This is a genomic window from Natrinema limicola JCM 13563, from assembly GCF_000337475.1.
In the GTDB taxonomy this organism is placed as follows: domain Archaea; phylum Halobacteriota; class Halobacteria; order Halobacteriales; family Natrialbaceae; genus Natrinema; species Natrinema limicola.
Genome location: NZ_AOIT01000016.1, coordinates 80,108 through 102,375, shown reverse-complemented (window position 1 = coordinate 102,375; position 22,268 = coordinate 80,108). Strand labels below are relative to the sequence as shown.

At 63.4% G+C, this 22,268-nt stretch carries 23 protein-coding genes; 12 read left to right on the top strand and 11 right to left on the bottom strand.

Features of this window, described 5'->3' with window-relative positions:
* Positions 1-130 precede the first annotated feature (130 nt).
* The 4 genes from C476_RS02305 to C476_RS02290 all read left to right on the top strand — a co-directional run bounded on the left by C476_RS02305 (position 131) and on the right by C476_RS02290 (position 2,729).
* A complete protein-coding gene (locus C476_RS02305) occupies positions 131-826 on the top strand; it encodes a phosphoribosyltransferase (protein WP_008009449.1) in 696 nt (231 codons plus the stop codon).
* Positions 827-915: 89 nt separating this feature from the next.
* On the top strand, positions 916-1,776 hold the full coding sequence (gene mtnP / locus C476_RS02300; protein ID WP_008009448.1) for an S-methyl-5'-thioadenosine phosphorylase: 861 nt from the start codon (positions 916-918) through the stop codon (positions 1,774-1,776).
* A 133-nt stretch (positions 1,777-1,909) separates the two neighbouring features.
* Entirely contained in the window at positions 1,910-2,146 is a 237-nt protein-coding gene (locus C476_RS02295; protein WP_008009447.1) for a UPF0058 family protein, read from the top strand.
* A 145-nt stretch (positions 2,147-2,291) separates the two neighbouring features.
* The gene (locus C476_RS02290; RefSeq protein WP_008009446.1) at positions 2,292-2,729 is read left to right on the top strand and encodes a universal stress protein; all 438 of its coding nucleotides are present in this window, start codon (positions 2,292-2,294) and stop codon (positions 2,727-2,729) included.
* Positions 2,730-2,740: 11 nt separating this feature from the next.
* Here C476_RS02290 and C476_RS02285 read toward each other — a convergent pair whose 3' ends face one another.
* The gene (locus C476_RS02285; RefSeq protein ID WP_008009445.1) at positions 2,741-3,220 is read right to left on the bottom strand and encodes an AAA family ATPase; all 480 of its coding nucleotides are present in this window, start codon (positions 3,218-3,220) and stop codon (positions 2,741-2,743) included.
* 83 nt (positions 3,221-3,303) lie between these two features.
* Complete coding sequence (locus tag C476_RS02280; RefSeq protein ID WP_008009444.1) at positions 3,304-4,359, bottom strand: hypothetical protein; 1,056 nt, start codon at positions 4,357-4,359, stop codon at positions 3,304-3,306.
* A gap of 216 nt (positions 4,360-4,575) precedes the next feature.
* Here C476_RS02280 and C476_RS02275 point away from each other — a divergent pair, with 216 nt between their 5' ends.
* A complete protein-coding gene (locus C476_RS02275; protein WP_008009443.1) occupies positions 4,576-5,085 on the top strand; it encodes an FxLYD domain-containing protein in 510 nt (169 codons plus the stop codon).
* A gap of 34 nt (positions 5,086-5,119) precedes the next feature.
* On the opposite strand, the gene C476_RS02270 is transcribed toward C476_RS02275, so the two are convergent.
* The 3 genes from C476_RS02270 to C476_RS02260 all read right to left on the bottom strand — a co-directional run bounded on the left by C476_RS02270 (position 5,120) and on the right by C476_RS02260 (position 7,215).
* On the bottom strand, positions 5,120-5,467 hold the full coding sequence (locus C476_RS02270) for a hypothetical protein (protein WP_008009442.1): 348 nt from the start codon (positions 5,465-5,467) through the stop codon (positions 5,120-5,122).
* A gap of 210 nt (positions 5,468-5,677) precedes the next feature.
* Positions 5,678-6,502, bottom strand: coding sequence for a PspA/IM30 family protein (locus tag C476_RS02265; RefSeq protein ID WP_008009441.1), 825 nt, complete (start codon positions 6,500-6,502; stop codon positions 5,678-5,680).
* Between the two features lie 86 nt (positions 6,503-6,588).
* Positions 6,589-7,215, bottom strand: coding sequence for a DUF7351 domain-containing protein (locus tag C476_RS02260; protein ID WP_008009440.1), 627 nt, complete (start codon positions 7,213-7,215; stop codon positions 6,589-6,591).
* A 52-nt stretch (positions 7,216-7,267) separates the two neighbouring features.
* Between C476_RS02260 and C476_RS02255 the strand changes: the two genes are divergently transcribed.
* From C476_RS02255 to C476_RS02245, 3 genes are all read left to right on the top strand, one after another.
* A complete protein-coding gene (locus tag C476_RS02255) occupies positions 7,268-7,462 on the top strand; it encodes a hypothetical protein (protein WP_008009439.1) in 195 nt (64 codons plus the stop codon).
* A gap of 96 nt (positions 7,463-7,558) precedes the next feature.
* A complete protein-coding gene (locus tag C476_RS02250) occupies positions 7,559-8,167 on the top strand; it encodes an alpha/beta hydrolase (RefSeq protein ID WP_008009437.1) in 609 nt (202 codons plus the stop codon).
* Between the two features lie 180 nt (positions 8,168-8,347).
* The gene (locus C476_RS02245; protein WP_008009436.1) at positions 8,348-9,961 is read left to right on the top strand and encodes a long-chain-fatty-acid--CoA ligase; all 1,614 of its coding nucleotides are present in this window, start codon (positions 8,348-8,350) and stop codon (positions 9,959-9,961) included.
* Positions 9,962-10,182: 221 nt separating this feature from the next.
* Here C476_RS02245 and C476_RS02240 read toward each other — a convergent pair whose 3' ends face one another.
* From C476_RS02240 to C476_RS02230, 3 genes are all read right to left on the bottom strand, one after another.
* Positions 10,183-12,087 carry an ATP-binding protein gene (locus tag C476_RS02240; RefSeq protein ID WP_008009434.1) on the bottom strand — a complete coding sequence of 635 codons (1,905 nt, stop codon included), beginning with the start codon at positions 12,085-12,087 and terminating at the stop codon, positions 10,183-10,185.
* A 57-nt stretch (positions 12,088-12,144) separates the two neighbouring features.
* A complete protein-coding gene (locus C476_RS02235) occupies positions 12,145-12,927 on the bottom strand; it encodes a cohesin domain-containing protein (protein WP_008009432.1) in 783 nt (260 codons plus the stop codon).
* A gap of 138 nt (positions 12,928-13,065) precedes the next feature.
* Complete coding sequence (locus C476_RS02230; protein ID WP_008009429.1) at positions 13,066-13,695, bottom strand: DUF7344 domain-containing protein; 630 nt, start codon at positions 13,693-13,695, stop codon at positions 13,066-13,068.
* A gap of 348 nt (positions 13,696-14,043) precedes the next feature.
* Between C476_RS02230 and C476_RS02225 the strand changes: the two genes are divergently transcribed.
* A complete protein-coding gene (locus C476_RS02225) occupies positions 14,044-14,379 on the top strand; it encodes a DUF7113 family protein (RefSeq protein ID WP_008009428.1) in 336 nt (111 codons plus the stop codon).
* Positions 14,380-14,398: 19 nt separating this feature from the next.
* On the opposite strand, the gene C476_RS02220 is transcribed toward C476_RS02225, so the two are convergent.
* On the bottom strand, positions 14,399-15,676 hold the full coding sequence (locus C476_RS02220) for a DNA double-strand break repair nuclease NurA (RefSeq protein WP_008009426.1): 1,278 nt from the start codon (positions 15,674-15,676) through the stop codon (positions 14,399-14,401).
* Between the two features lie 126 nt (positions 15,677-15,802).
* On the opposite strand from C476_RS02220, the gene C476_RS02215 reads away from it, so the two are divergent.
* Both C476_RS02215 and gpmI read left to right on the top strand, forming a co-directional pair.
* Positions 15,803-16,066: a hypothetical protein gene (locus tag C476_RS02215; protein ID WP_193788154.1), complete on the top strand. Its 264-nt coding sequence runs from the start codon at positions 15,803-15,805 to the stop codon at positions 16,064-16,066.
* 185 nt (positions 16,067-16,251) lie between these two features.
* Entirely contained in the window at positions 16,252-17,772 is a 1,521-nt protein-coding gene (gene gpmI / locus C476_RS02210; protein ID WP_008009423.1) for a 2,3-bisphosphoglycerate-independent phosphoglycerate mutase, read from the top strand.
* Positions 17,773-17,958: 186 nt separating this feature from the next.
* On the opposite strand, the gene C476_RS02205 is transcribed toward gpmI, so the two are convergent.
* Positions 17,959-20,118 carry an alkaline phosphatase PhoX gene (locus tag C476_RS02205; RefSeq protein WP_049911543.1) on the bottom strand — a complete coding sequence of 720 codons (2,160 nt, stop codon included), beginning with the start codon at positions 20,116-20,118 and terminating at the stop codon, positions 17,959-17,961.
* Positions 20,119-20,413: 295 nt separating this feature from the next.
* On the bottom strand, positions 20,414-20,842 hold the full coding sequence (locus C476_RS02200; RefSeq protein WP_008009419.1) for a hypothetical protein: 429 nt from the start codon (positions 20,840-20,842) through the stop codon (positions 20,414-20,416).
* Between the two features lie 388 nt (positions 20,843-21,230).
* Here C476_RS02200 and C476_RS02195 point away from each other — a divergent pair, with 388 nt between their 5' ends.
* Positions 21,231-22,244: a sodium:calcium antiporter gene (locus C476_RS02195; RefSeq protein ID WP_049911561.1), complete on the top strand. Its 1,014-nt coding sequence runs from the start codon at positions 21,231-21,233 to the stop codon at positions 22,242-22,244.
* Positions 22,245-22,268: the final 24 nt, after the last annotated feature.

Genomic DNA, 22,268 nt, shown 5'->3' with positions numbered 1-22,268 from the left:
GGTTGTATCATCTAGTTATAAATAGCTGTCTACGGCAGTGAATGACCCGGTCAAACGAGGCCAGTGATTGACGGGCGTTTCAGCCAACTTAAGGGGGCCGCGCTCGAGACACCGGATAGGTGGCCATCAGATGTCCGATCTACCGGACGATTTCGACTGTACCATAACCAACTGGGAGTACATTTACGGCCTGTGTCGTGACGTGGCCGACGACGTCCGCGACGACGAGTTCGAACCGGATGTCGTCGTCGCGCTGGCCCGCGGTGGCTGGTTCGCGGGTCGGTGTCTCTGTGACTTCCTCGGTTTGGACGACCTGACGAGTCTGAAAATGGAACACTACGTCGGCACCGCCGAGAAGGCCGACGAACCGACCGTCCGCTATCCGATGCCGGAAGGCAGCGTCGAAGACAAAGACGTACTCATCATCGACGACATCGCCGACACCGGCGGCTCGATCAGCCGTGCCTACGAGTACGTCGCTGACCGCGACGCCGGCGAGGTCCGCACCGCGACGCTGCAACTGCTCGGCACCAGCGAGTTCCAACCCGACTACGTCGGCGAACGACTCGAGGCGTGGACCTGGGTCGTCTACCCGTGGAACTTCATCGAGGACATGATCGACTTGACCTCGAGTGCCATGGAAAAGGCCGACCAAGAGACGTTCACGGACGATGAGATCCGTCACTTCCTCACCGAACACCACGGCATCGAGCGCATCGAGATGGAGATCGCCCAGCCCGACCGGCTCCCCGAAGTCCTCGCCGAGATGAAGCGACGCGAAGTGCTCGAGTCAGTTAGCGACAGCGAGTGGGCACTCCTCGACTGAGACGGACTCCCGCCAGTCAGTGCCGACGGGCCGTGCCCCATCCATGTGGGACCCGGAACTTTAGGAGGGTGGTCCGCCCACGTCTCTGCATGACCATCGGCGTCATCGGTGGCAGCGGCATTTATGACGCACTGCCACTCGAGAACGTACGAACCGAATCGGTTTCGACGCCCTACGGCGAGCCAAGCGATGCGATCACGATCGGCGACCTCGCCGGTCGGGAGGTTGCATTTCTGCCGCGCCACGGCGAAGACCACCGGCATCCGCCGACCGACGCGTCCTATCAGGCGAACATCTACGCGCTCAAATCGGTCGGCGTCGATCGGGTGATCTCCACGAACGCGGTGGGGAGCTTACGCGAGGACTTGCCGCCCCGGACGCTGGTCGTCCCCGACCAGATCTTCGACCGGACCAAACACCGCTCGCCGACGTTCTTCGGTGACGGAATGGTCGTTCACATGGGGTTTGCCGAACCCTACTGTCCGACACTGGCCGCCCATCTGGCCGACTCGGCCCGCGAGGCGACCGACGCCGACACCAAAGTTGCAGCAGACGGTACCTACGTCTGCATCGAAGGCCCGCAGTTCTCGACGAAAGCCGAAAGCGAGTTCTACCGCGAGCAGGGCTGGGACATCATCGGCATGACCGCCATCCCAGAGGCCAAACTCGCCCGCGAAGCGGAACTGAGCTACGCCACCATTGCCGGCGTCACCGACTACGACGTCTGGAAATCGGATAGCGAGGTCTCCCTCGAGGAGGTCCGCGAAAACGCCACGGCGAACCGGGAGTCGATCAACGCGGTCGTCGAACACGCGATCCGAACGATGCCCGACGACTTCGAAAGCGAGGCCTGGACTGCACTCGAGGGGGCGATCAACACGCCGCCGGAGACGATTCCCGAGGAAACCAGAGAACGCGTCGAGCTGCTGGCTGGCGAGTACCTCGAGTAAGCAATTCACAATCGGGACGCGACGGCGACGAACATCGACGCGGCATGTTGCCGTCTGTCATATGTCTCGATCGAACAGACACTACAGGAATAGTACAGAGAGAACTAAGAGAAACAATAGTGTGCATTGGCGCGTGAACGCGCAAGAACTCGTCCATCTACACGCATTACTGTTCGAACTACGGGCGGCGCTCGAGCGAGAAGGGATGGTAGCCGATGACGCATTCGACGCGTACGAGGCGCAGCCGGTTCGGCCACAGCACATCCACCGCTCGAAGGAGGCACACGAAACTGCGATCGGCCTGCTACTGGACGGGCTCGGGCAGTCCGTCCGAATCCATCCGCCGCCGGAACATGTGTCGGCTTCGTGATGTTAGACGGCGGCTGCGGGTTCGATCGGGCTCACGAATTCCCGGGGTACCCGCAGGGACGTCGCAGCTATCCAGAAAATTGACTGACAGCAGACCGTCTGAACGGGTGGGCAAGGATTACCCATTTCGGCGTCGTGTGGGACGTATGGACGAGCCACACGACTTCGACGACATTCTCGTGCCGACTGACGGCAGCAAAGCCGCTCGCAACGGGGTAAACCAGGCGATCAAGTTCGCACAGCGAAACGACGCGACGCTGCACGTCCTGTACGCGATGGATATGGGTGATGCCGACTACGTCGCGGTGCCAAGCGATATCAGTCAGACGCGACGCCGACTCGAGAAGAAAGGCCAGACGTTCGTCTCGGAGATCGAAGACCTCGCTGCCGATGCCGATGTCTCTTGTGTCACGGCTGTCAAGGCGAACACGCCAGTCGAGGCCATCACCGACTACGTCGACGAACACGATATCGACCTCGTTGTCATGGGAAAGCGCGGGCGCTCCGATCCGGACAAGCCACTGTTGGGCTCGATCACGAACCGAGTCATCGGCTCACTCGACGTCCCCGTGTTCACCGCCTGACCCGGCGTCGGTCAGGAGAGACGGTTATCGACCGGTAGCTCCACGTTGTACTCGCCCCACGTTTCGACCGCCGTCACGATCCGATCGACAGCGATAGCGGGCTCACACCGGTCGGTATCGATCTCGAGGTCGGCGTCGGGGGCCTCGAACTCCCGGTAGACGACGTGGACGCCCTGTTCTGAGATCGAATCGTCCCGACGCCGATTGCGCTCGAGGCAGGTCTCGAGGCTCGCAGTCACGTGGACGAACCGTACGTCGCCGAGGGCGCGAAACTGCGTCTGCCATTTCCGGCGGTAAAACGTCCCGTCGACGAGCGTCACGCCGGCTGCAGGGGCCGAACCGGCCTGTTCGGCCAGTTGCTCGTAGGTCCGACTCGAGAAGTCGTCGGAGTGGTAGAGTCGCACTGGAACGTCCCGCTCCGCGAGTCGGTCACGGACGCGGGTCGCGATGGTGGTTTTTCCGACACCCGGCGGCCCGCAGATGACGATCACAGCCGTCGATAGAAGCCGAGGCTATACGAATGAGTCGGTCCGTCGGCTCGTGGACTGCCACGGCACCGAGAGAGAAGCCGTGCTCACCGATCCCGGTCGTGGCCATACCCCACGTCGAACGGGCCCGCGTCGGGAGCCTTTTGTGGGACCATCGGGCCGACCGACGCGGTTCGCCGTGTGATGGTCGCGGTCCGGAGAATGTAGGACGCGAGCAGGGCAAGCGGCAAGAGGACGACGAGAAAGAGCACGCTCACGACGTACGGAAGCACGGCGGCGCTGACGCTTGGCCCAGTGACGTCGGCGTACAGCAACCCGATGAGGATTGCGGACAGGATCGATGGCACGCCACAGTAGACCGTGAGCTGAGAAAAGCGCGTGAGTTCCTGCTGTAGGTACGTCGTCTTGAACTGCTCTCGAGCCACGTGAAACAGTTTCAGAGAACGGATCAGGTCGTCGAGTCGCTCGGCAGCGGTCGGCGACAGCGAGTCGGCGTACTCGCCGCGCAGATGGGTGCCGACGTACAAGTACCATGACTCGTCGTACGTAATCGCCGCCGAAACGGCAGTGAACGCATCCGAGTCGGCACTGCTGATTCGGTCGTCGATTCGGTTCGTCCGCGCTTGGATACCGTTCGTGTACTGGCTGACCGTCTCGGAGAACTCGTTGTCGTGATCCCCGACCGCATCGGCGAATGCCGTCGCGTCGTGATGAATCGATTCGAGCAGCAGTCCGAGGACCCGCGTGGGGGCTGCCGGGCTCGCGGGGACGGCCGCGTCGTCCGCGACGGTCCGGCGGAACTCGATGACGTTCTCGAGTCGGTCGCGAGCGCGGCCCGCTGCGCTGAACTCCTGGGAGAGGATGAGCTGGTTGACCGAGACGACCAGCGTCACGAGCGAGAACGTCCCCGCGATCATGCCGCTTGCCACGCGCGTCACGGCGTTCGGGTTGACGAAGGTGATGACGCCGAGTTCGTACAAGACGGTGACCACCGCAAAGACAGCTAGCAAGACGATAGCGGCGACGGATAACCGATTTCCGTCGACCAGCATCCACTCCCGGAACCGCGTCAACACTCCCCCACGGGCACCGATATCGGCCCCGTACGACTCGAGCGTCTCGTCGGTTTCGGCAGATCCCATAGCCATACGTCCCACCGACCCGGCAATAAGGGCCTGCGTTGCACATCGCTACACGCCGGTGCTAAACGGACCGGCGGCGCTCGACGAGCTTGCCGGCAGTCCGTCCACCCACGGACGAGCACAGCCGCTTCAAGGCCCACACTGAAATGGGTCCGTGGCGTCGCTCTGACACATGTACCGTGACGGAACTCCCTCGCAGACGAACGCGCGACGGCAATGAGCCGCCCGGAGTCGACGAGCCGACGGCGGGTACTCGCGACAGTAGGGACCGGGGTCGCGGCCGCAGCCGCCGGCTGTCTCGGGAGCGGCAACCTCGGCGGCCAGCCGACCTACCAGGAAGGCACCGTCAGCGGCATCAACGCGAGCAACGTCTCCAATCGATCGGCAACACAGCTGTCGGCGGCAGCGGCACTCGCCCAGCAACAACCCAGCGACTCGGTGACGCCGCTCGAGCCGCTCTCGCTGCGCGACCACGAGTTCGTCGTCGAGAGTGGCTATCTCGGATCGACCATTCAGGGGACCGTCGAGAACACGGGCTCCAGCCGGATTCAGACCGTCGAAGTACGGACGCGTGTCTACGACGACGACGAGAGAATGCTCGGCCGCTATCTCGCCAGCACCGGCGACCTCACCGGCGGCGCGAGCTGGGCCTTCCAAGTGATCGTCCTCGAGTCACCGGTGGCCGTCGCCAGCTACGATATCGCCGTTCTCGGAACCCCCTCGTGACGGCGAGATCGGCGACGTCGGACAGCCAGCCGGGCTACTCGACGAGAGTCTCGTGTAGTTTCTCGTCGATCTTGTCGTAGACCCTCGCCTCGGAGACAGCGAGAGTATACGCTGGTCGGCCCTTGCCCGTCGGCGACGTCGCCGATTGGTGAATCTCGTTGACGAGGTCTTCGTCCTCGAGTTGGTACAGCGAGCGGATGATGTCGGCCTCTGAGATCGTGCCGATGACTTCCGTCTCGACATCGGCGAGTCGCTCCTGACAGTGTTTCCGAAGATCATGTGTCTGAACTGGCGTTTCGTTCTGGCGGGCGAGTTCGGCGACGGTAAGCAGGACTGCCTGATTCGTCAGCGTGATTGACTCGAACGGTGACTCGTCACTCATAGACGACAGTTCTACACGGACATTGGTAACAGTTACCCCAAATCACAGCAAGCGGTTCGCATACTGATCGTCACTGCACACCCGATTGCGCGGACTGTCCTGTGATCGGTGTGGACATCGTTGCAATAGATGGTACGCCGATTTCACTGGATCCCGGCAGGGACTGCGGCGAGTCGCTGCCGTGCCGGTATTGCGTGACAGTCGTCTATGTCAGGCTTGGTCGTCGTCCTGCAGCTCCGCAAGCTCCGCTTCGACGTCTTCCTGGTCTTCGCTCTCGAGATCCGTCCGATCCGCCTCGTCGCCCTCGCTTGCGGTGTCGGTTGCCGGTTCGGCCTCACTCTCCCCGACCTCGGATTTGAGCGTCTCGAGTTCGGCTTCGACGCCGCTGTCGGTCGACAGTTGCTCGAGTTCGCGGTCGATCGTGTCCTTATCGGACATGACATCCTCGAACGCACCCGACTCGTGGAGTTCGTCCATGGCAGCGGCACGGGCTTCCATATCCTCGGTCTGTTCCTCGGCGCGTTCGATGGCGCGTCCGACGTCCTCGAACTCCTCGCCCGTCGCGGTCATCGCCTCCGAGACCGTCGAACTGGCTTTTGCAGCCTCGTGACGGGCTTTCATCGTCTCTTTTTTGGTGCGGAACTCCTCGATGCGGCGCTGGAGTTCGTTTTTCTGCTCGACCAGCCGGTCTTGCTGGTTTTGCAGGTCCGAGATTTGGCCCTCTAAGTCCTCGATCTGGTTCATCTTCGTCTTCTTTTTCTCTAGGGCGCGTCGTGCCAGATCCTCCCGGTCCTGCTGGACCGCCGTGCGTGCCTGCTGGTTGTGTTTCTCGACGTTTTCCTCGAGCCGGCGTTTTTGCATCTCGAGGCGCTTTTTCTGCGTGGTGAGATCGGCGATGCCGCGTTTGACCTGCTGGAGTTGGTCACGCATCTGCTCATACGAATAGTCCAGCGTTTCGGTCGGATCCTCGGCCCGGTTGAGTACCGAGTTGAGTTTCGACCGGATGACGTAGGAAGCCCGAGAGAGGATGCCCATATTCGCTACGTATTGCTCGCTGGCCTTAAAAATGTCACTTCAAGAATATCCAATGTCGACGATCGAATTCGAGCGTAATATCCCGGTCATCGATCGACATCGACCGAGCGAACCGACAGCGACCCGTCAACGACGATCGTGGCTGTGCCTCCGTCGCCAGCGACCGTCAGCGCGACTCGTATCGGTTCCGTGGACTCGACTCGCGTCGTCGGCGTCGGGACCTCCCAGTCGGGACGCTCGAGGCCGACATCGATGTCGGCCAGAGCCGCGGCGACGCGGCCGTCCTGACGGAGCGCCACCAGCGGCTCCACGCCGACGAGGAACGTACAGGTGTCACACGAAATCTCGACGATGTCGGTCTCGTCCTCGAGGCGGAGGTCGACGGTCGTCGTCCCCGCACAGAACGGACACTGCCCCGTTCGAGCGAGTCCGACGTGGTGTCTGGCGCGGCGGGCGGTCGCCTCGGCGACCGCGTCCACGTTCCGCTCCGCGAACCCGTGTTTCGGAAACGGATACGTAAACCCGGGCCACTCCTCACACGCCGAACACGCGACGGTGACGAACCCCCGTTCGTACCGCAGGACTGCCCGGTCGCCACAGCGGGGACACGCCGAGTCGATCGGCGTCGACTCGGAGGGAAAGCCCTCGGTCGGACGGTGTGCCAGCACGGCCCGGTACAGCGCCGTCGCGCTCCTGCTGGCCGTCGGGGCCACGGCGGCAGTCGGCTGGTGGCTCTGGCTCGAGGGCGGACGCGGGGCGACGTACGTGTCGCGACCGGGCGGCCCCGGTGTCGTTGCCGGCCTCGCGCTCGTCGCCGCAGCCGTCTGGTCTGTGGGACTCGGCATCCAGTCGCTCGGCATGGCAGCTTTCGTGGTTGGCTTTGTCGGCTATGCCCTCCTCGGCGAGTACGACCGGCTCCGTTTGCGCGAGTCGGTTCCCGATCCGTCGGGTCGCGTTTGAGACGGATGCCTGTCCGTCTGAACCCGTCTCGAACCAATCCTCCTCGGGCCGCGGGCTCGATGGGGATTGATTACCACTGGCTCACAACGATCGGCCATGAGCGACGTTCTGCTTCCCGGCGGTCGCGACGTTCGCGGGACGCTCGTCGAACCCGACAGCGACCCACGGGCGATCGTCGTCGCCTGTCCGCCACATCCCCAACACGGTGGCACGCGAAGCGACCGCCGCCTCGTCGCCGTTAGCGACGTCCTGCGTGACGCCGGCATCGCCTGTTTGCGCTTCGATTACGGGCCATGGGACGAGGGATATGGCGAGCGTGAAGACGTCCGGAATGCCGTTCGGTGGGCGCGCGACGAGGTCGACGGCTGCCCGGTCGGCGTCTTCGGCTACAGTTTCGGCGCGACGCTGACAATACTCGCCGCGACCGACGTCGACCCCGACGCGGTCGCCGTCCTCGCGCCGACGGCACGCCTGGCCGACGATCTCGACGCCGTCGAGGCCATCGACTCGCTCGAGACCCCCGTCCACGTTCTGTATGGCACACGAGATACGACCGCCGACTGGGAGCCGATCGTCGAGCGCGCGCGAGGTCGTGGCGACAAAATAACCGCCTTCTCGGCCGATCATTTCTTCCTCGGCGCGGCTGCCGACATCGCGAGTGCGGTTCGGGCGTTTTTCGAGGAGAGATTGCTCGAGTCGGCGTAGCACGACCGAGACAGTCACAGACAACCGCTACGCGTCTCGATCGGTCTCGAGACGACGCGTCGGGAACAGGAAAAAGATGTCAGACAAAAATTACAGTAATTGGTACGCATCAAATTGCTGTACTGAAACACGGGATGACTCCATAAAGAATATTATAATCAATGTTCGATGACGGGGTATATGGAAGTCCCACTGTTGGTGACCGATTTCCTCGACCGGGCGCGCAAGTACTACGGCGACGAAGAAGCGATCGTCGCGACGACGGGTGAACGGTTCACGTACGAGGAGTTCGGCGACCGAGCCGACCGCCTCTCGACGGTGCTACAAGAGCGTGGCATCGAGAAGGGCGACCGCGTGGCCGTTCTCGACCCCAACACCCACTACCAGCTCGAGTCTGCCTACGGGATCATGCAACTCGGCGCTATCCACACGCCGCTGAACTACCGGCTGACTCCCGAGGACTACGAGTACCTGCTCAACGACTCTGACACGAAAGCGATCATCGCTGACTACGAGTACGCCGACAAGATCGAAGCGATCCGCGACGACGTCCCGACGGAGATCTTCATCACGAACGACGCTGACGAAGTCGAGGGTGACTGGGAGGACTTCGACGACCTCATCGCGGACGTCGAGCCCGACTACGAGCGCCCCGAGATGAGCGAAGACGACGTCATCACGATCAATTACACCTCTGGGACGACCGGCGACCCGAAAGGCGTCATGCGGACCCACCGCACCGAGTCGCTGCACGCCCAGCTCGTGACGATCCACCACGAGATCAGCGACGACGACGTCTACCTCTGGACCCTGCCGATGTTCCACGTCAACGGCTGGGGCCACATCTACGCTATCACGGGCATCGGTGCGAAACACGTCTGTACCCGCGGCGTCGACGCCGAGGAGATCTTCCAGCAGATCAACGACGAAGACGTCTCGTTCCTCTGCTGTGCGCCGACGGTCCTCAGCATGCTCGACGAGTACTACGAGGAGAACGACGTCTCCACCGAGGGCGACAACCCGATGCGCGTCACCGCTGCCGGTGCCGCGCCGCCAGAAAGCGTCATCCGCACCGTCGAAGAGACGTTCGGCTGGCACTTCCGCCAGCTCTACGGGGCGACCGAGACCGGCCCGCTCATCGGCACCTCCGCGACCCGTCGCCTGATCGACGAGGACAGCGAGGAGCGCTTCGGGCTCAAAAAGCGCCAGGGCATCGCCCCGCTGGCCACCGAGATCGAAGTCGTCGACGACGACGGCAACGAGGTCCCGTGGGACGACGAGTCGATCGGCGAGATCCTCGTCCGCGGCAACCAGGTCATGGAAGGTTACTGGGAGAAACCCGAGGAGACCGAGGAAGCGTTCAACGACAAGCGCGAGGGCTGGTTCCACACTGGTGACCTCGCCGTCGTCAACGAGAAGGGAATGCTCTCGATCCAGGACCGCGAGAAAGACATCATCATCTCCGGCGGGGAGAACATCTCGAGCATCGAACTCGAGGACACGCTGTTCGACCACGAGGCAGTCGCCGACGTGGCCGTGATCCCCTCGCCCAGTGAGAAGTGGGGCGAGACGCCGAAGGCGTTCGTCGTGCCGTCGAACGACGACCCACAGAACCCGCCAGTCTCCGAAGACGAACTGACGGAGTTCACGCGCGAGCGACTCGCCGGCTACAAGGTCGTCCACCGCGTCGAGTTCGTCAACTCCCTCCCGAAGACGGCGACGGGCAAGATCCAGAAATACGAGCTGCAGGAACAGGAGTGGGACGAAGAAGAGTCGATGGTCGGGCAGGGATAACGCACGCGAGCACCCTCTGACGACGCGGACGGCCACCGAGTGCGGTCGCGACGATGTCACGGACACTGTGGCCGTTCCTGACGATTTCCTCTCCTCTCAGCAGGCTCGAGCCATAACGCCGGCGAGCCGACGGCACGTCACGACGACTGACCGGCTGCGAGATCGACCAGCGCGCTCGAGCACGCCGGAACTGCCCCTCGCCTCAATCCGCCGTCGTCAGGTCAGTCCCGCCCGTGCCGAGTCAGACACGTCGGCAGGCCGATCAGTTCGACCGGCTCCGAATTGTCGGGCGAGTAGACGACCATCTGGCCTTTCTCCATGTAGGGGACCTTCGACTCGAGGTTGCTCGGAATATTCACGCTCTTGATGGCGTCCTCGTCGCCGAGATTCAACACGATGGTCGTGTTGATCTGTTTGAAGACGGCATCGTGGATGTCTTGGGGGTCCTGCGTAATGAGAAAGAGGCCAAGTCGCTCCTTGCGGCCCTGTTTGGCGGCCTCGGTGAACTTGGTGATGACTTTTCCCGCCTGCACGCTGTCGGCGTCAGTCAGGAAGTTGTGTGCCTCGTCCATTCCCAGCACGAGCGGCGTTTCCTTGATCCGGTCGTAGGTCGGATCGTTCGAGAGTTTCTGATCGATCAGCAGCGACGAGACCGCGAGGACGATGGTTTCGGTTGCCCGCGTATCATTGATGTGGTAGGTCGGGACGACGGTGAGCCCGCCGGGCCGGACGAACTCGTGGACCAACTCCGTAATTGGCCGGGCATCCTGGTCGAAGACGTGGCCGAAGCCGAGCACACGCCGGCGCACGGCGTCGAACGTCGCCTCGTGGACGCGGCCGGACTCGTCGAGTTCCTCACGCAGTGCGGGATCGTCGAGGAACGTGGTGAACTCCTCGTAGGTGCCAGCCTCGCCGTACTGGTTCCGGAACCGCGGCAGGAGCACGCTGACGAGCGCGCCGTACTGGTTGTCGTTCAATCCGCTGCCCGCGACCAGCCACGGGTTGTCGTGGACCATCGAGAAGGGGATCGTGAATTCGACCTGCTTCGCGCGGTGGTGGCCCGCCGCGTACGACGCCGAGCCGACTTTCGGGACGAACGCCGTCGTATCGGAGACGCCGCCGTAAGCGATCCCCTCGCGCTCGAGGCGGCGCGCGAAGTCGCTGTCCAGGTCGGGGTTGTCGTCGTGCATCTGGGCGTACTCATCCTGTGGGTCGAACTGGACGACCGCGGGTTGCACCGTACGACCGTCGGCCATCGGATATGTGCGCTCGTCGGCGAGATATTGCCGCAGGATGTTCTTCGCCCCGTGGGTCTTCCCTGAGCCAGTCCCACCGGCGATCAGCGTGTGTCGGAAGACGAGCGGATCACCCGCTTCGTAGTCGTCTTTCAGCCGGTAATCGATCGTCGGTGGGGACGCTGCCGTCCGGACCTTTTCGCCGCCGACGGAAAGATGGCCCAGAAAGACGCCGTCCTCTGGCATCTTCAGCCCGGTCTTGATCGCCTCGGTGTCGTCGGCCTGTCGGATCACGGTCTGCGGTTTCGGCACGCGATCGGTCATCCGGCGCTTCAATTCGCCTCCCTCTTGCGGGCTCCGCCCGCTCGAGTCGTCCGCGGAACGTGGTTCCGCGCGATCCTCGTAAAGGACGGCGACGGGCTCGAGGGTCGCGACGAACTTGTAGTCGGATTCGTCGATGCCATCGGAGCGCATCGCCCGCCGGGCATGAATCTCCGTCGCGTCGTCGGCGTGGTACTGCTGGGCGTACTCGAGTCCCGTAATCCGACAGAACAGCGTCTCACCGTCGGGATAGGGCGCGAGCAGGTAGCTCCCGATGCGGATCGATGATCGATTGCCGCGGGTGATGTAGGCCTGCAGGGTCGTATCGTCGCCGTCCTCGGCGATACGCAGTCCCTGGGAGACACAGAGCGCACCGATGCCGACATCGTCGCCACTGGGTTCGACCGGCGTCGACTCGAACGCGTCGCTCGAGCCGTCGGTCGTCGAACTCGCAGTCGACGGCTCGTCAGTTCCTGCCGATGCCGTCGACGAGTCGGTTGCATTGGCCGCCGATCCCTCGTCAGCATCGGCGTCGGCGTCGAAATCGCCGAAGTCTCCCAGATCAGTCATATGAGGTTCATCCGTCCCAGCCCTAAAACGCGTTTCCCTCCAGTCGGACGGACTCTCTCAACGCAGACTGGTTCGACTGATCCACAGCGCCCCCGCGGCAACAGACACAGCCACCAGCGCGAGTCCGGCCGTAAAGCCTGGAATCGGCACTCCACCGGCACCCGCCCCGTCGTCGCTCGAGTCATTCGTCGTCCCCGTCTCATCGAACTCGAGCGTCAGGTCGTCGGGGTCGGTGTGATTGTACGACTCGAGGGGTTCGTTGCCGCCGGCGATGGTAATCGTCGCGGACTCGTCGACGAGCGCGCTCATATAGTCACCGGTGAGGTCGACCGTACTCTCGGCAAACGAAATCGTCGTCGTTCCGGCAGGTGCATCCGCAGTAACGGTGACTGTCAGTGTCGCGATTGTGCCACTCCCGGCTGTCCCCCCAGCGACCGGCTCGTGGCGCTGTTCGATGACCGTCGTCCCCTGCTCGTTGGCGATCGCCGTTTCCGTGTGGACCGCAGCTTTCTCACCCTCGAGCCACGGGCCTCGTTCGATATCAGTCACCTCGAGGTAGTCCGGGTGATACTGTGCGATCACGGTCACTGCGCTGACGCCTTCGCCACCGTGACCGCCCTGACTCCAGAGGGAGAGCTCGATCGTGATCGTCTCGCCGGGTGTGGCGTTGACTGTCATCGGCTCCGGGGAGAGGATCGCGACCTGATCGATCGCGACGGCCGTCCCCGCGACGCCGGCTATCGAAAGCGCGAGCAAAACGGCGGCTCCAATAACGACGACAGCTCTGCGACCGTCGCTTGCCATGCCATCGCGGCCGGTGTCTGCGCGTGGCACCGTCATTCCTGTATCGTGCGTACGATGCTCACCGCGAACACGCTTGTCGTTTCCGGCGCGGCGACCAACAGGCGGCGACCGATGGGACGGACGACCGCGCAGTATCGACGTGAAAACGGGGAACAGGTGGGACGCTGCCGGCGACTACTGGACGATCGAGACGCTGTCGTCGTACCGCGTTATTAGCTTCGAGTCGTGATCGTAGCTGATAACGCCGACGTCGGCCATCGCGGGAAGGTGAGAATGGTGCAGTGCGATCGCCGCGCGGTCGCCGTCGCAAAACGGTCCGCCGGTGCATGCGCTGAGCTGCGTCGCGAGTTGCTCGAGCGAGAGCGGTCGGTCGGTCGCTTCGAGCACGGAGAGAATCCGCATCCGGACTGGATCGACGAGTGTTTCGAGCAGTTTTTCGGCGTCCTCGTCCGCACAGGCCTCGAGAAAGATCGAGAGGTCCGTGGGACGTACCGGCGGTTCGTCGACGAGTGCGATACCAGTGTCAGTCCGGTCGATGATCCCGGCGTCCTCGAGTCGTGGCAGGTGATTGTGAACGAGACTGATCCGCACGTCGTGTCGTGCCTGCCCGGTCGGAATCTCCGAGTTCATTCGGTCGATCAGTGCCGTCGTCAGGTCCGATAGGGACAGTCGTGTTTGCCGGCTGCCGAGAATCTCGAGAACGCGAAGCCGGCGTGGATGACGAAGGATTTCGTAACACTCCGCCGGGACGTTAACGAGCGGCCCAGGGGTGATATCGTCGCCGATGTGAGCGTCCGAAGTCATTGTCCTTAGCAATCCATGCAAGGGGCATAAGACCAGTTCCAAAAGAATTTGGGTCGTGAATGCGCCAGTACTCCGGTATCCGCTCCGTAACATGCTGAACTCCTTGTGAATACCCAACAATGGGAATTACCATTGGAGCTCGCTCAGTGGTTTCAGATCGCGCGAGTCGACACGGGAGTCGGTCCGCGTGCGTCTCGCTGATGCAGACGGGTCAACAGAATCATGCCGTAACCGAGACGAGAGCCGTCGGTCGTCGCCACGACTGTCATACCGCCTCGCACTGGCCGAACGGCGCGTCTGGACGGAATGAGCGCTGTATTTTTGCGTCCGCGAGGCGTATCATCACTCATGCTTCAGGTACGCGGTCGTGCTGGCGGGACGGAACTCACCGGCACACTGTACGAGCGAGGTGAACGAGCCCCCTCGTTCCGCGGCGCACCGGACGAAGACGCCGCGTACGTCTGGGTTTGTGATGAGTTCTACGAGGTCGATAGCGGGGGGACGACCCAGCTCGTCGACGGCCGCGAGGTCAATCTCGCCTTCGAGTCGCCGATGCCGCGTGGGTTCGACACCCGCGAACAGGCCCTCGAGGGAGCGAAAGAACACGTCCGAACCCAGTTCGCCCGTATCGGGGTCGATCCCGAAGACGTCGATCTCGAGGTCGAAAAAAACGACGCCGAGTGACCGGATCGGTGCGACCCGGTCAGTACGGCTGTTCGTCCCAGCGGTGGTCGTCGTAGGTCCGGTCCTGCACGGTGTCGAACTGTGCCTCGAGCGTCTCGCGAAGCGATGCCTTCTCCGCGTTGCTGATCCGAGCGAGTTCGTCGGCTTTTTCGACGATCGTCGGCGGCCCGTGCGCGACGGCAACGTCCTGTAACAGCTGCATCGTCAGTCGCTCGCGCGTCTCCGGGTCCTTCGTAAACGCATAGGGGGCCTCGATTCGATACAACAGGTCGTCGCGCGGATCGTAGACGACGAAAAACGTGACCTCGTAGGCCGGCCGCTCGAGCCGTCGGTCGACGCCGAGTGCATCACCCTCGGCCGACAGCGGTCGATCGACGCCACCGCGCGAGCGGAACCAATTCGTATAGGTCAGCGCCGAGGTATCACGGTCCCAGCGCTCGCCATCGACGTCGTCGACGTACTCGCCGCGCTCGAGCAGCCGGGTAAACAGCGCCGAATCGTCCGCCCACGGCACGCTGACGTCGATCTCTCGCTTGTCCTTTAGCGTCCGCGTGATGACGCGCGTCGCGGGATTTTTCACGAAGCCGACGAGCGGCACGTCCCGGTCGACGAACGCCTCGACCAGTCGAACGTAGTTCTCGAGGACGGTCGTCGGCCGGGGGTCGTCGAGCAGGAAGTCGGCCAGATCGGGGTGCTGGTCGGCCCAGCGTAGCAGGCCACGGGGATACAGCGGCCCGTCGAGAACGAGCAGATCCGACACCGCCTCAGCGTGGTCACGGGCATGAGTACTCTCCGCGAGGTACAGCGCCAGCGCGTGGACAACGCCCTCCGCGAACCGCGGTAGCGGCGGGATCTTGACCGCGCGGCTCCGGCTGTAGCCTTCGTCGAACGTGCCCCACGTCTCGTCGACGGTCATCGTCTCGTCGTTCGAGTGAACCGTCATCACGGTCGTCCGCGACCGGTGGAGGTCGAGCTCGCTCGGGGTCGCGCTCATCGCCGCCTGCGCGATGTCGATGACGAGCCCGTTTTTGAACGTCGTCGGGTTGATCGTCCCCGCGTCGAGGCCGTGTTCGGTCGGAAACTCGCGGTCGCGCAACGCGACCGCCTCGCAGTCGACCAGTCGCCGCGCCTGTTCGTCGACCGGCTCGAGAACCCGCCGGCCGTCATCGAGCAAGGGATCGAGGAACTCCTCCCAGACGGTCTCGGCGAAGGCGCGACGGTCGCGCTCGTCGGTCCCGGGGTCGATCCGCCTCGCGAGCCGTGCGATACCGTCGAAGTGGACCGGATCGAGCGTCATGAGAAGGTGCTCCCGCCCGACCCGCAAAAAGCCAGTGGTCGTGAACGACAACGATGTTGACTCAGGTCCGTGTAAATTACTATCAGAAAGCGTATGTATGGACGGCTCGAGGCTGGAGATATCTGGATGTCCGAGCGAGAATCGGCGACCGTTCCCTCCGACGAGCGTGCGATCAACTGGCGACAGAACGGATCCGGGATCACCATCTACGAAGCGGGGAATCCCGACGCCTGGATCCGGGCCGACTTCGAGGCCGGCGTCCCGCCGGAACACCGGCTCTTTATGATCTGTGACGAGTGCGGGGCTGTCTTCGCACAGCGGAGCACGCCCGGCAATGCGACCGTCTGTGGCGACTGCGGGACGACGTTCGACCACTGTCACGACGACTGACCACACGACATTAGCTGGCTCGAGTCGACTCATCTACGCGACACAGTCAGGCAGAGCCCGGTCGCTCGAGCCGAACGACAGAGATAACTCAATACTGATACGTTGGGGACGAGCGGTCCCTGTAGCCGGCCGCCGCTGACGACGACAACGACAGGTAGTTAGGACATGCTGGTTTCCGATCTGGTATGGAAGCTGCGCTGATCGTTCTCGACGGCTGGGGACTCGGTGACGGCGGCAGGGACGCGGTCGACGCGGCCGAAACGCCTGTCTTCGACCGCCTCGCGGAGTCGGGCGCGTACGGCCGGCTCGAGGTCGCCGGTCGACGCGTCGGCCTCCCCGAGGGACAGATGGGCAACAGCGAGGTCGGCCACCTGAACATCGGTGCCGGCCGCGTCGTCTATCAGGAGTACACTCGCATCTCGGATTCCATCGCGGACGGCTCCTTCCGGGAGAACGACGCGATCAACGGGGCGTTCGATCGGGCGCGTGACAACGATGGCCGCGTTCACTTCGTTGGCCTCGTCAGCGACGGCGGCGTCCATTCCGATCAGGAACACCTCCACGCGCTGATCGAGCTGGCGGCCGACCGCGACGTCGAGGCCGTTACCCACGCGATCACCGACGGGCGAGACACCTCGCCGACCGGGGGCCGGGAGTACCTCGGGACGCTCGAGGACGTGATCGCCGAGCACGGTACCGGCGACGTTGCGACGGTCTCGGGCCGCTACTACGCGATGGACCGCGACCAGAACTGGGAGCGGACGAAGCGGGCCTACGACGCCATCGTCAACCGCGACGCTGAGTGGACCGCCGACTCGGCCGTCGACGCAGTCGAAGAATCGTACGACCGCGGCGAGACTGACGAGTTCGTCGAGCCGACGGTGATCGAAGGACAGCCCGCGCTACAAGATGGCGACGCAGTTGTCTGGTTCAACTTCCGCTCCGACCGAGCACGACAGCTCACGCGGATGCTCGCGGACATCCGACCCGATGACTGGGCCGACGAGTGTGCGACCAGTCCACCGGACGCCGAGGTCGTGATGATGACCCAGTACGACAAGACCTTCGACCTCCCCGTGGCCTACCCGCCGAACCAACCCGAGCAGGTCCTCGGTGAGGTACTGGCAGGCGCCGGGAAGACACAGTTACGGATCGCCGAATCCGAGAAGTACGCCCACGTCACCTACTTCTTGAATGGCGGCCGCGAGGTCGAGTTCGACGGCGAGATCCGGAAGATCGTCGAGAGTCCCGACGTGCCGACCTACGACCAGCAACCCGAGATGAGCGCCCCCGAGGTGACCGACACCGCGATCGACACTATCGACGCCGACGATCCGGATGTCCTCGTTTTAAACTACGCCAACCCGGACATGGTCGGCCACACCGGCGACTACGAAGCCGCGATCGAGGCCGTCGAAGCCGTCGACGAACAGTTGGGACGGCTCGTCGAGACGCTCGAGGACGCCGGCGCACACGTCCTCGTCACCGCTGATCACGGTAACGCCGACGACATGGGAACCGAAGCCGACCCCCACACGGCACACACGTACAACGAGGTGCCGCTGGTCTATCTCGCACCCGACGGGACCGACGGCGGCCGAACCGTCCGCGAAGGAGGCACGCTCGCAGACATCGCGCCGACGATGCTCGAGGCCATCGACCTCGACCAGCCACCCGAGATGACCGGCGAGTCGCTGCTCGAGTGAACGCGTTGTGGGTCGACCGCGGTGTGATGCCGAACTGACAGAAGAGACGCTTGCGCTTCCGGCAGTCCGTGGCGACATTCAGCAGTTGCGTTCCTCAAAACGGACGGCGGATGGCACATTTGTCACCGTCCGTTGGTCCATCGTCGAATCGACAGCAACCGTGTTCAGCCGACAGACGGCGCTCCGTCAGTCGTCGCCGTTTCGTCCACGACCACGGCCCGGGTGCTCGGCGGGACGACCCGGGACATCGTCGGTATCACCGGTTTCGCCGCGGCCACGCCCCGGATGCTCGGTCGGACGCCCAGGGAAGTCGTTTTCCGCCGGTTCGTACACGTAGAGACAATCGTTACTGTAGGAGCGACCGAACTGATCGGCGTCTTCACAGCAGAGCACGCGGCCGTCATCCATCACCAGCACGTTGTCGACGTTAATGAGCGCGTCGTCTGCGACAGCCGCGGGATCGCTCGCGTCCGGCCCGACAATGACCGGCTCGAGTGTCGAGACGTTGAAATCCGCCTCGAGTGCCGCCCGGTAGACGACACCGCCGTCGACTCGCTCGAGTTGAATATCGCCGACGCCTTCGTAGGCCTCCTCGTTGGACATATCGTCGTTGAGTTCGGAGATGGCGAAGTAGACGTAATCGCCCGGTTCGGCACCGTCGACGCTGTCGACGCCTTCGGCCTTGTTGAACTCGATGGACGCGCCGATCTCTTTGGCGGCCGCACGGGTCTCGAGGAACGGTACGCGACGGAGATCCGGCGAGACGCCGTCGGGACCCTCGTCTGCCCACTGTTCGGCCCACAGCGCGATTTCCTCGTCGGTGATGTAGTCCTGATTCCCGTTGTCGACGACCTCGCGATCGGCCTCCTCGAGCGCAGCCTCGAGGTCTTTCTCCCAGTCGGTTTCGGCGTGAGTCTCGAGATAGTCGGTCTGAGTAATATCGTCGTACTCGGCGATCCACGCCTCGACCTCGCGGTTCGTGGCGTGGCCCAGCTCGAGCCACTCGAGCTCGAGGTCGACTTCCGCCGGCGGAAGTTCGCGGGCGGCTTCCGCGTTGGTCACCTTCGGAGCGTAGAGGGTGCCGGCGATGGCCATCGGGTCGTCGTAGCTGTCGATCGGCTCGTCGGCGACGAACTTGTAGATCCCCTTGCTGTCGCCGTCCGAACAGCCATAAACCGTCTTCCGGTCGGACTGGATGTCGGGGGACTCCCAGGCGGCTCGCCCCATCACGTAGTACTTGACCGGCTGTGGCGTGTCGGCTGCCGGCTCGCGGATGTCGACGTGATAGCCGTAGCGGTAGGGGTTGGGGTAGACATCGCCGATCGGCTGGGTCGTGTTTTCGTCGGCATCTTGATCGACGGGGTCCGCGCCGAGGTAGTACGCGAGGAACTCCACGCCGGTCATCGCCCAGTAGCCCTGGATGCCCCAGGCCTCATCGCCGTAGTAGTCGTCGACGGCGCTTTGAATGTCCGAGGGGTTCGGTCGGTTCCAGAACTCGTGAGCGCCGCGGCGTCCCTTGCCCGTTCCTGCCTCCAAAATGTCGCCGACCGTCGCGGCCAGCGAGACCCGCGGGTGTGCGTAGTTCTCCTCGGAGGAAATCATCGTATTCCACGGGCTCAGATCACCGTAACAGTTGATGCGCGTCCCGCCGAGGTCGCGCATCGGCTCGGTGTTCGCGATGTTGATGGCGTTCTCGAGGTCAGCCTCCCACTCGCCGTCGTCGGTTCGGCTGATCGGAATTCGGGAGACGTTACCAGGGCTGTTCTCCCAGTTGGTAAAGAGATAGCCCTCGGTGCCGTCGTCGGTCGTGGGGACGAACTGATTACAGTCGGGGTTGTACGCGGCGTCCCCGTACTGCGTGCCGGCAAACGCGTCGGTCGTAATATTCTCGCCGTCGGGCGTCTGGACGACGCCGAGTTCTTCGGTTCCCCCGTTGATCGTCTCGTGGGCCTGTGCGAGGAACGTGAACTCGCCGTCAGCGCCGCGGACTGTCTGTCGTTCCGCGTTCGTCTGGGGCGTCGACAGCTCGTCGAAGTCGTCGTTACTGCCCTCGAGTTCGAACTGGAAGCCGCTGAAGTAGCCGATTCCAGCCTCGTCGTACGGTGCAGGATTGTCGCGGCTCGGGTGCTGGAGGCTGTAGAGCAGCGCCCCCTCATCGAACACGAACGGGCCGGTGACTTCCGCGCCGAGTGCGGTCGAGGAGAACCGCTTTAATTCCCCGTCGACGTGCGGTGCCAGCGGCGTATCGGGATCGTCAGGGTCGGCGCTCGCGACGCCAGTGACGCTCGCACCGAGCGCTGCGGCGACTGAGGCTTCCATCAGGTTGCGTCGAGTTAAATCAACCATCAGTTCCGTAACGGGTCAGCGTATTATAGGAGTTTTATATTTCTAATATTTATTCATCAATTCCTAAACGAAGCGTACGGAATCCTATGTAGCTCTCCGTTCGGCTTCCGAGCCAGTCATCGTCGACCTGACGCCAGCACCGTCTCGACTACCGCGATGTGATTCGATCGAAAAGAGCGTCTCGATCACCCCACTCAGACGGTCTGCTGTCCCGCTGTCCCGGTTGGACCGCAGTGTGGGTTGCGGCCGGCACTGACTGACAAGAGTTCGTCTCAGCGAGGGAATTCGCTATCAGCTACTCGAGTCCCTGTTCGGCCGCGTTCGCGCGGATCTCCTGGGCGCGCTGGCGGACGGACGCGATGTACCGTTCGATCTTCGGCGGCGTCTTCCCGTAAAACGACGCCACCCAGTTTACGTCCGTACCGGGCATCGTGAGGAAGTACGCCGCAAGCGTGTCTCGGCCCGCCTGAATGACCTCCGGTGGAACGCCCCGGTCGCCGGTTCCCGCCTCCTGAAAGCCGTTCGTGTCGAAGTAGACGTCGGCGTACAGCGTCGCGGTCTCCGGATCGTCGAACGTCATCGGCGTATGCTGGGGGGCCTCGAACCGGTACTGTGGTGTCTCGGCGTCCGGCGGCATGACCTCGAGGATTCGGACGTCCAGTATGTAGTCGTTGTAGACCGATTCTGTGTCGTCTCGCGGTGACCGTGGCGTTGATTCGGACATGGGTAGTCGATGTCGCTTGGCAGCGGTTCGGACGGCGGTCCGTCGCACGTACCGTCGTGACCCAAGTGCCGGGTGCCGTACGTATGAGCGTTGCTAGTAGCAGTACCAACGCTCACGAAGCGCTCACGAGCGATATAGAGTGCTCCATTGCTTGCCTCCGCATATAAACAGCGCTTGGCTCGACGGCCGCGAGCACCCCGCAGTGTGGCGATCGTACCACCATCGCCGCGAGGTTCTGCTATCTTTACACGTCTGCGCAATAAGGGCGAGACATGGAATCGGAAGCCACCGAGGAACCGAAGACACGAAAGCCACCCGTCCGACGAGGCGCGCGCAACCGAACGTGTCGGCACGGATCGACAGTCGGTCGCCGACCAGCGACCTGGTCATGATCGAAATCGCGGTCCTGCTCGCCCTCGCTGCCGTTGGAACGGGCGTGCTCTGGTACGGCAGCGCCAGGCTCGAGGAGGCAGCCAACGACCTCGCAGCCGCGTATGGATTGCCGGCTGTCGTCCAGGGTGCCGTCATCGCCGCTGTCGGCTCGAGCATGCCCGAACTGGTGAGCGTGTTGCTCGCGACGCTGCTCCACGGTGAGTTCGAACTCGGCGTGGGGTCGATCGTCGGCTCGGCAGTATTCAATCTGCTGGCGATTCCCGGCCTCGCCGTGGTGGTCGGCGGCGGCATCGATACGTCACGCGAACTGGTCTACAAGGAGTCGCTGTTCTATATGCTCGCAGTAGCGTCGCTGCTGTTGACGTTCTCGCTGGCAGTCATCTACAACCCGGTTGCCGGCAGTGGCCGGCTCATCCAAGGAAACGTCTCGCGGCCGCTCGCGCTGTTTCCCGTCGCGCTGTACGGCCTCTACATCTTCACCCAGTATCTCGATGCCGCAGATGAGGGAGCGACGACGGACACGTCGGTCGACATGCTTCCGACCTGGCTCCAGTTCGGCGTCGGGCTGGTGGCGATCGTCGTCGGCGTCGAGGCCCTCGTCCGGTCGGCGGTCGGCCTCGGCGACGTGTTCGGGACCCCCTCGTTCCTCTGGGGGATGACCGTTGTCGCCGCCGGCTCGAGCCTGCCCGATACGTTCGTCAGTCTCGCGGCCGCACAGGCGGACCGGCCGACGGTGACGCTGGCGAACGTCCTCGGGAGCAACACCTTCGACCTGCTCGTCGCCATCCCGGTCGGCGTCCTCGTCGCGGGCTCGCTGACGGTCAATTTCGCCCACATCGTCCCGATGATGGCCTTTCTAGTGCTTGCGACGATCGTCTTCTTCGCGATTTCCCGAACCGAAATGCGCCTCTCGACACGCGAGGCGTGGCTGCTGTTGGGGCTCTATGGCGCGTTCGTCTGCTGGCTGCTCCTCGAGAGCCTTCGTATCGTCACCGTACTCGAGGTCTGAGTGCCATGCGGTACTCGGTAATAT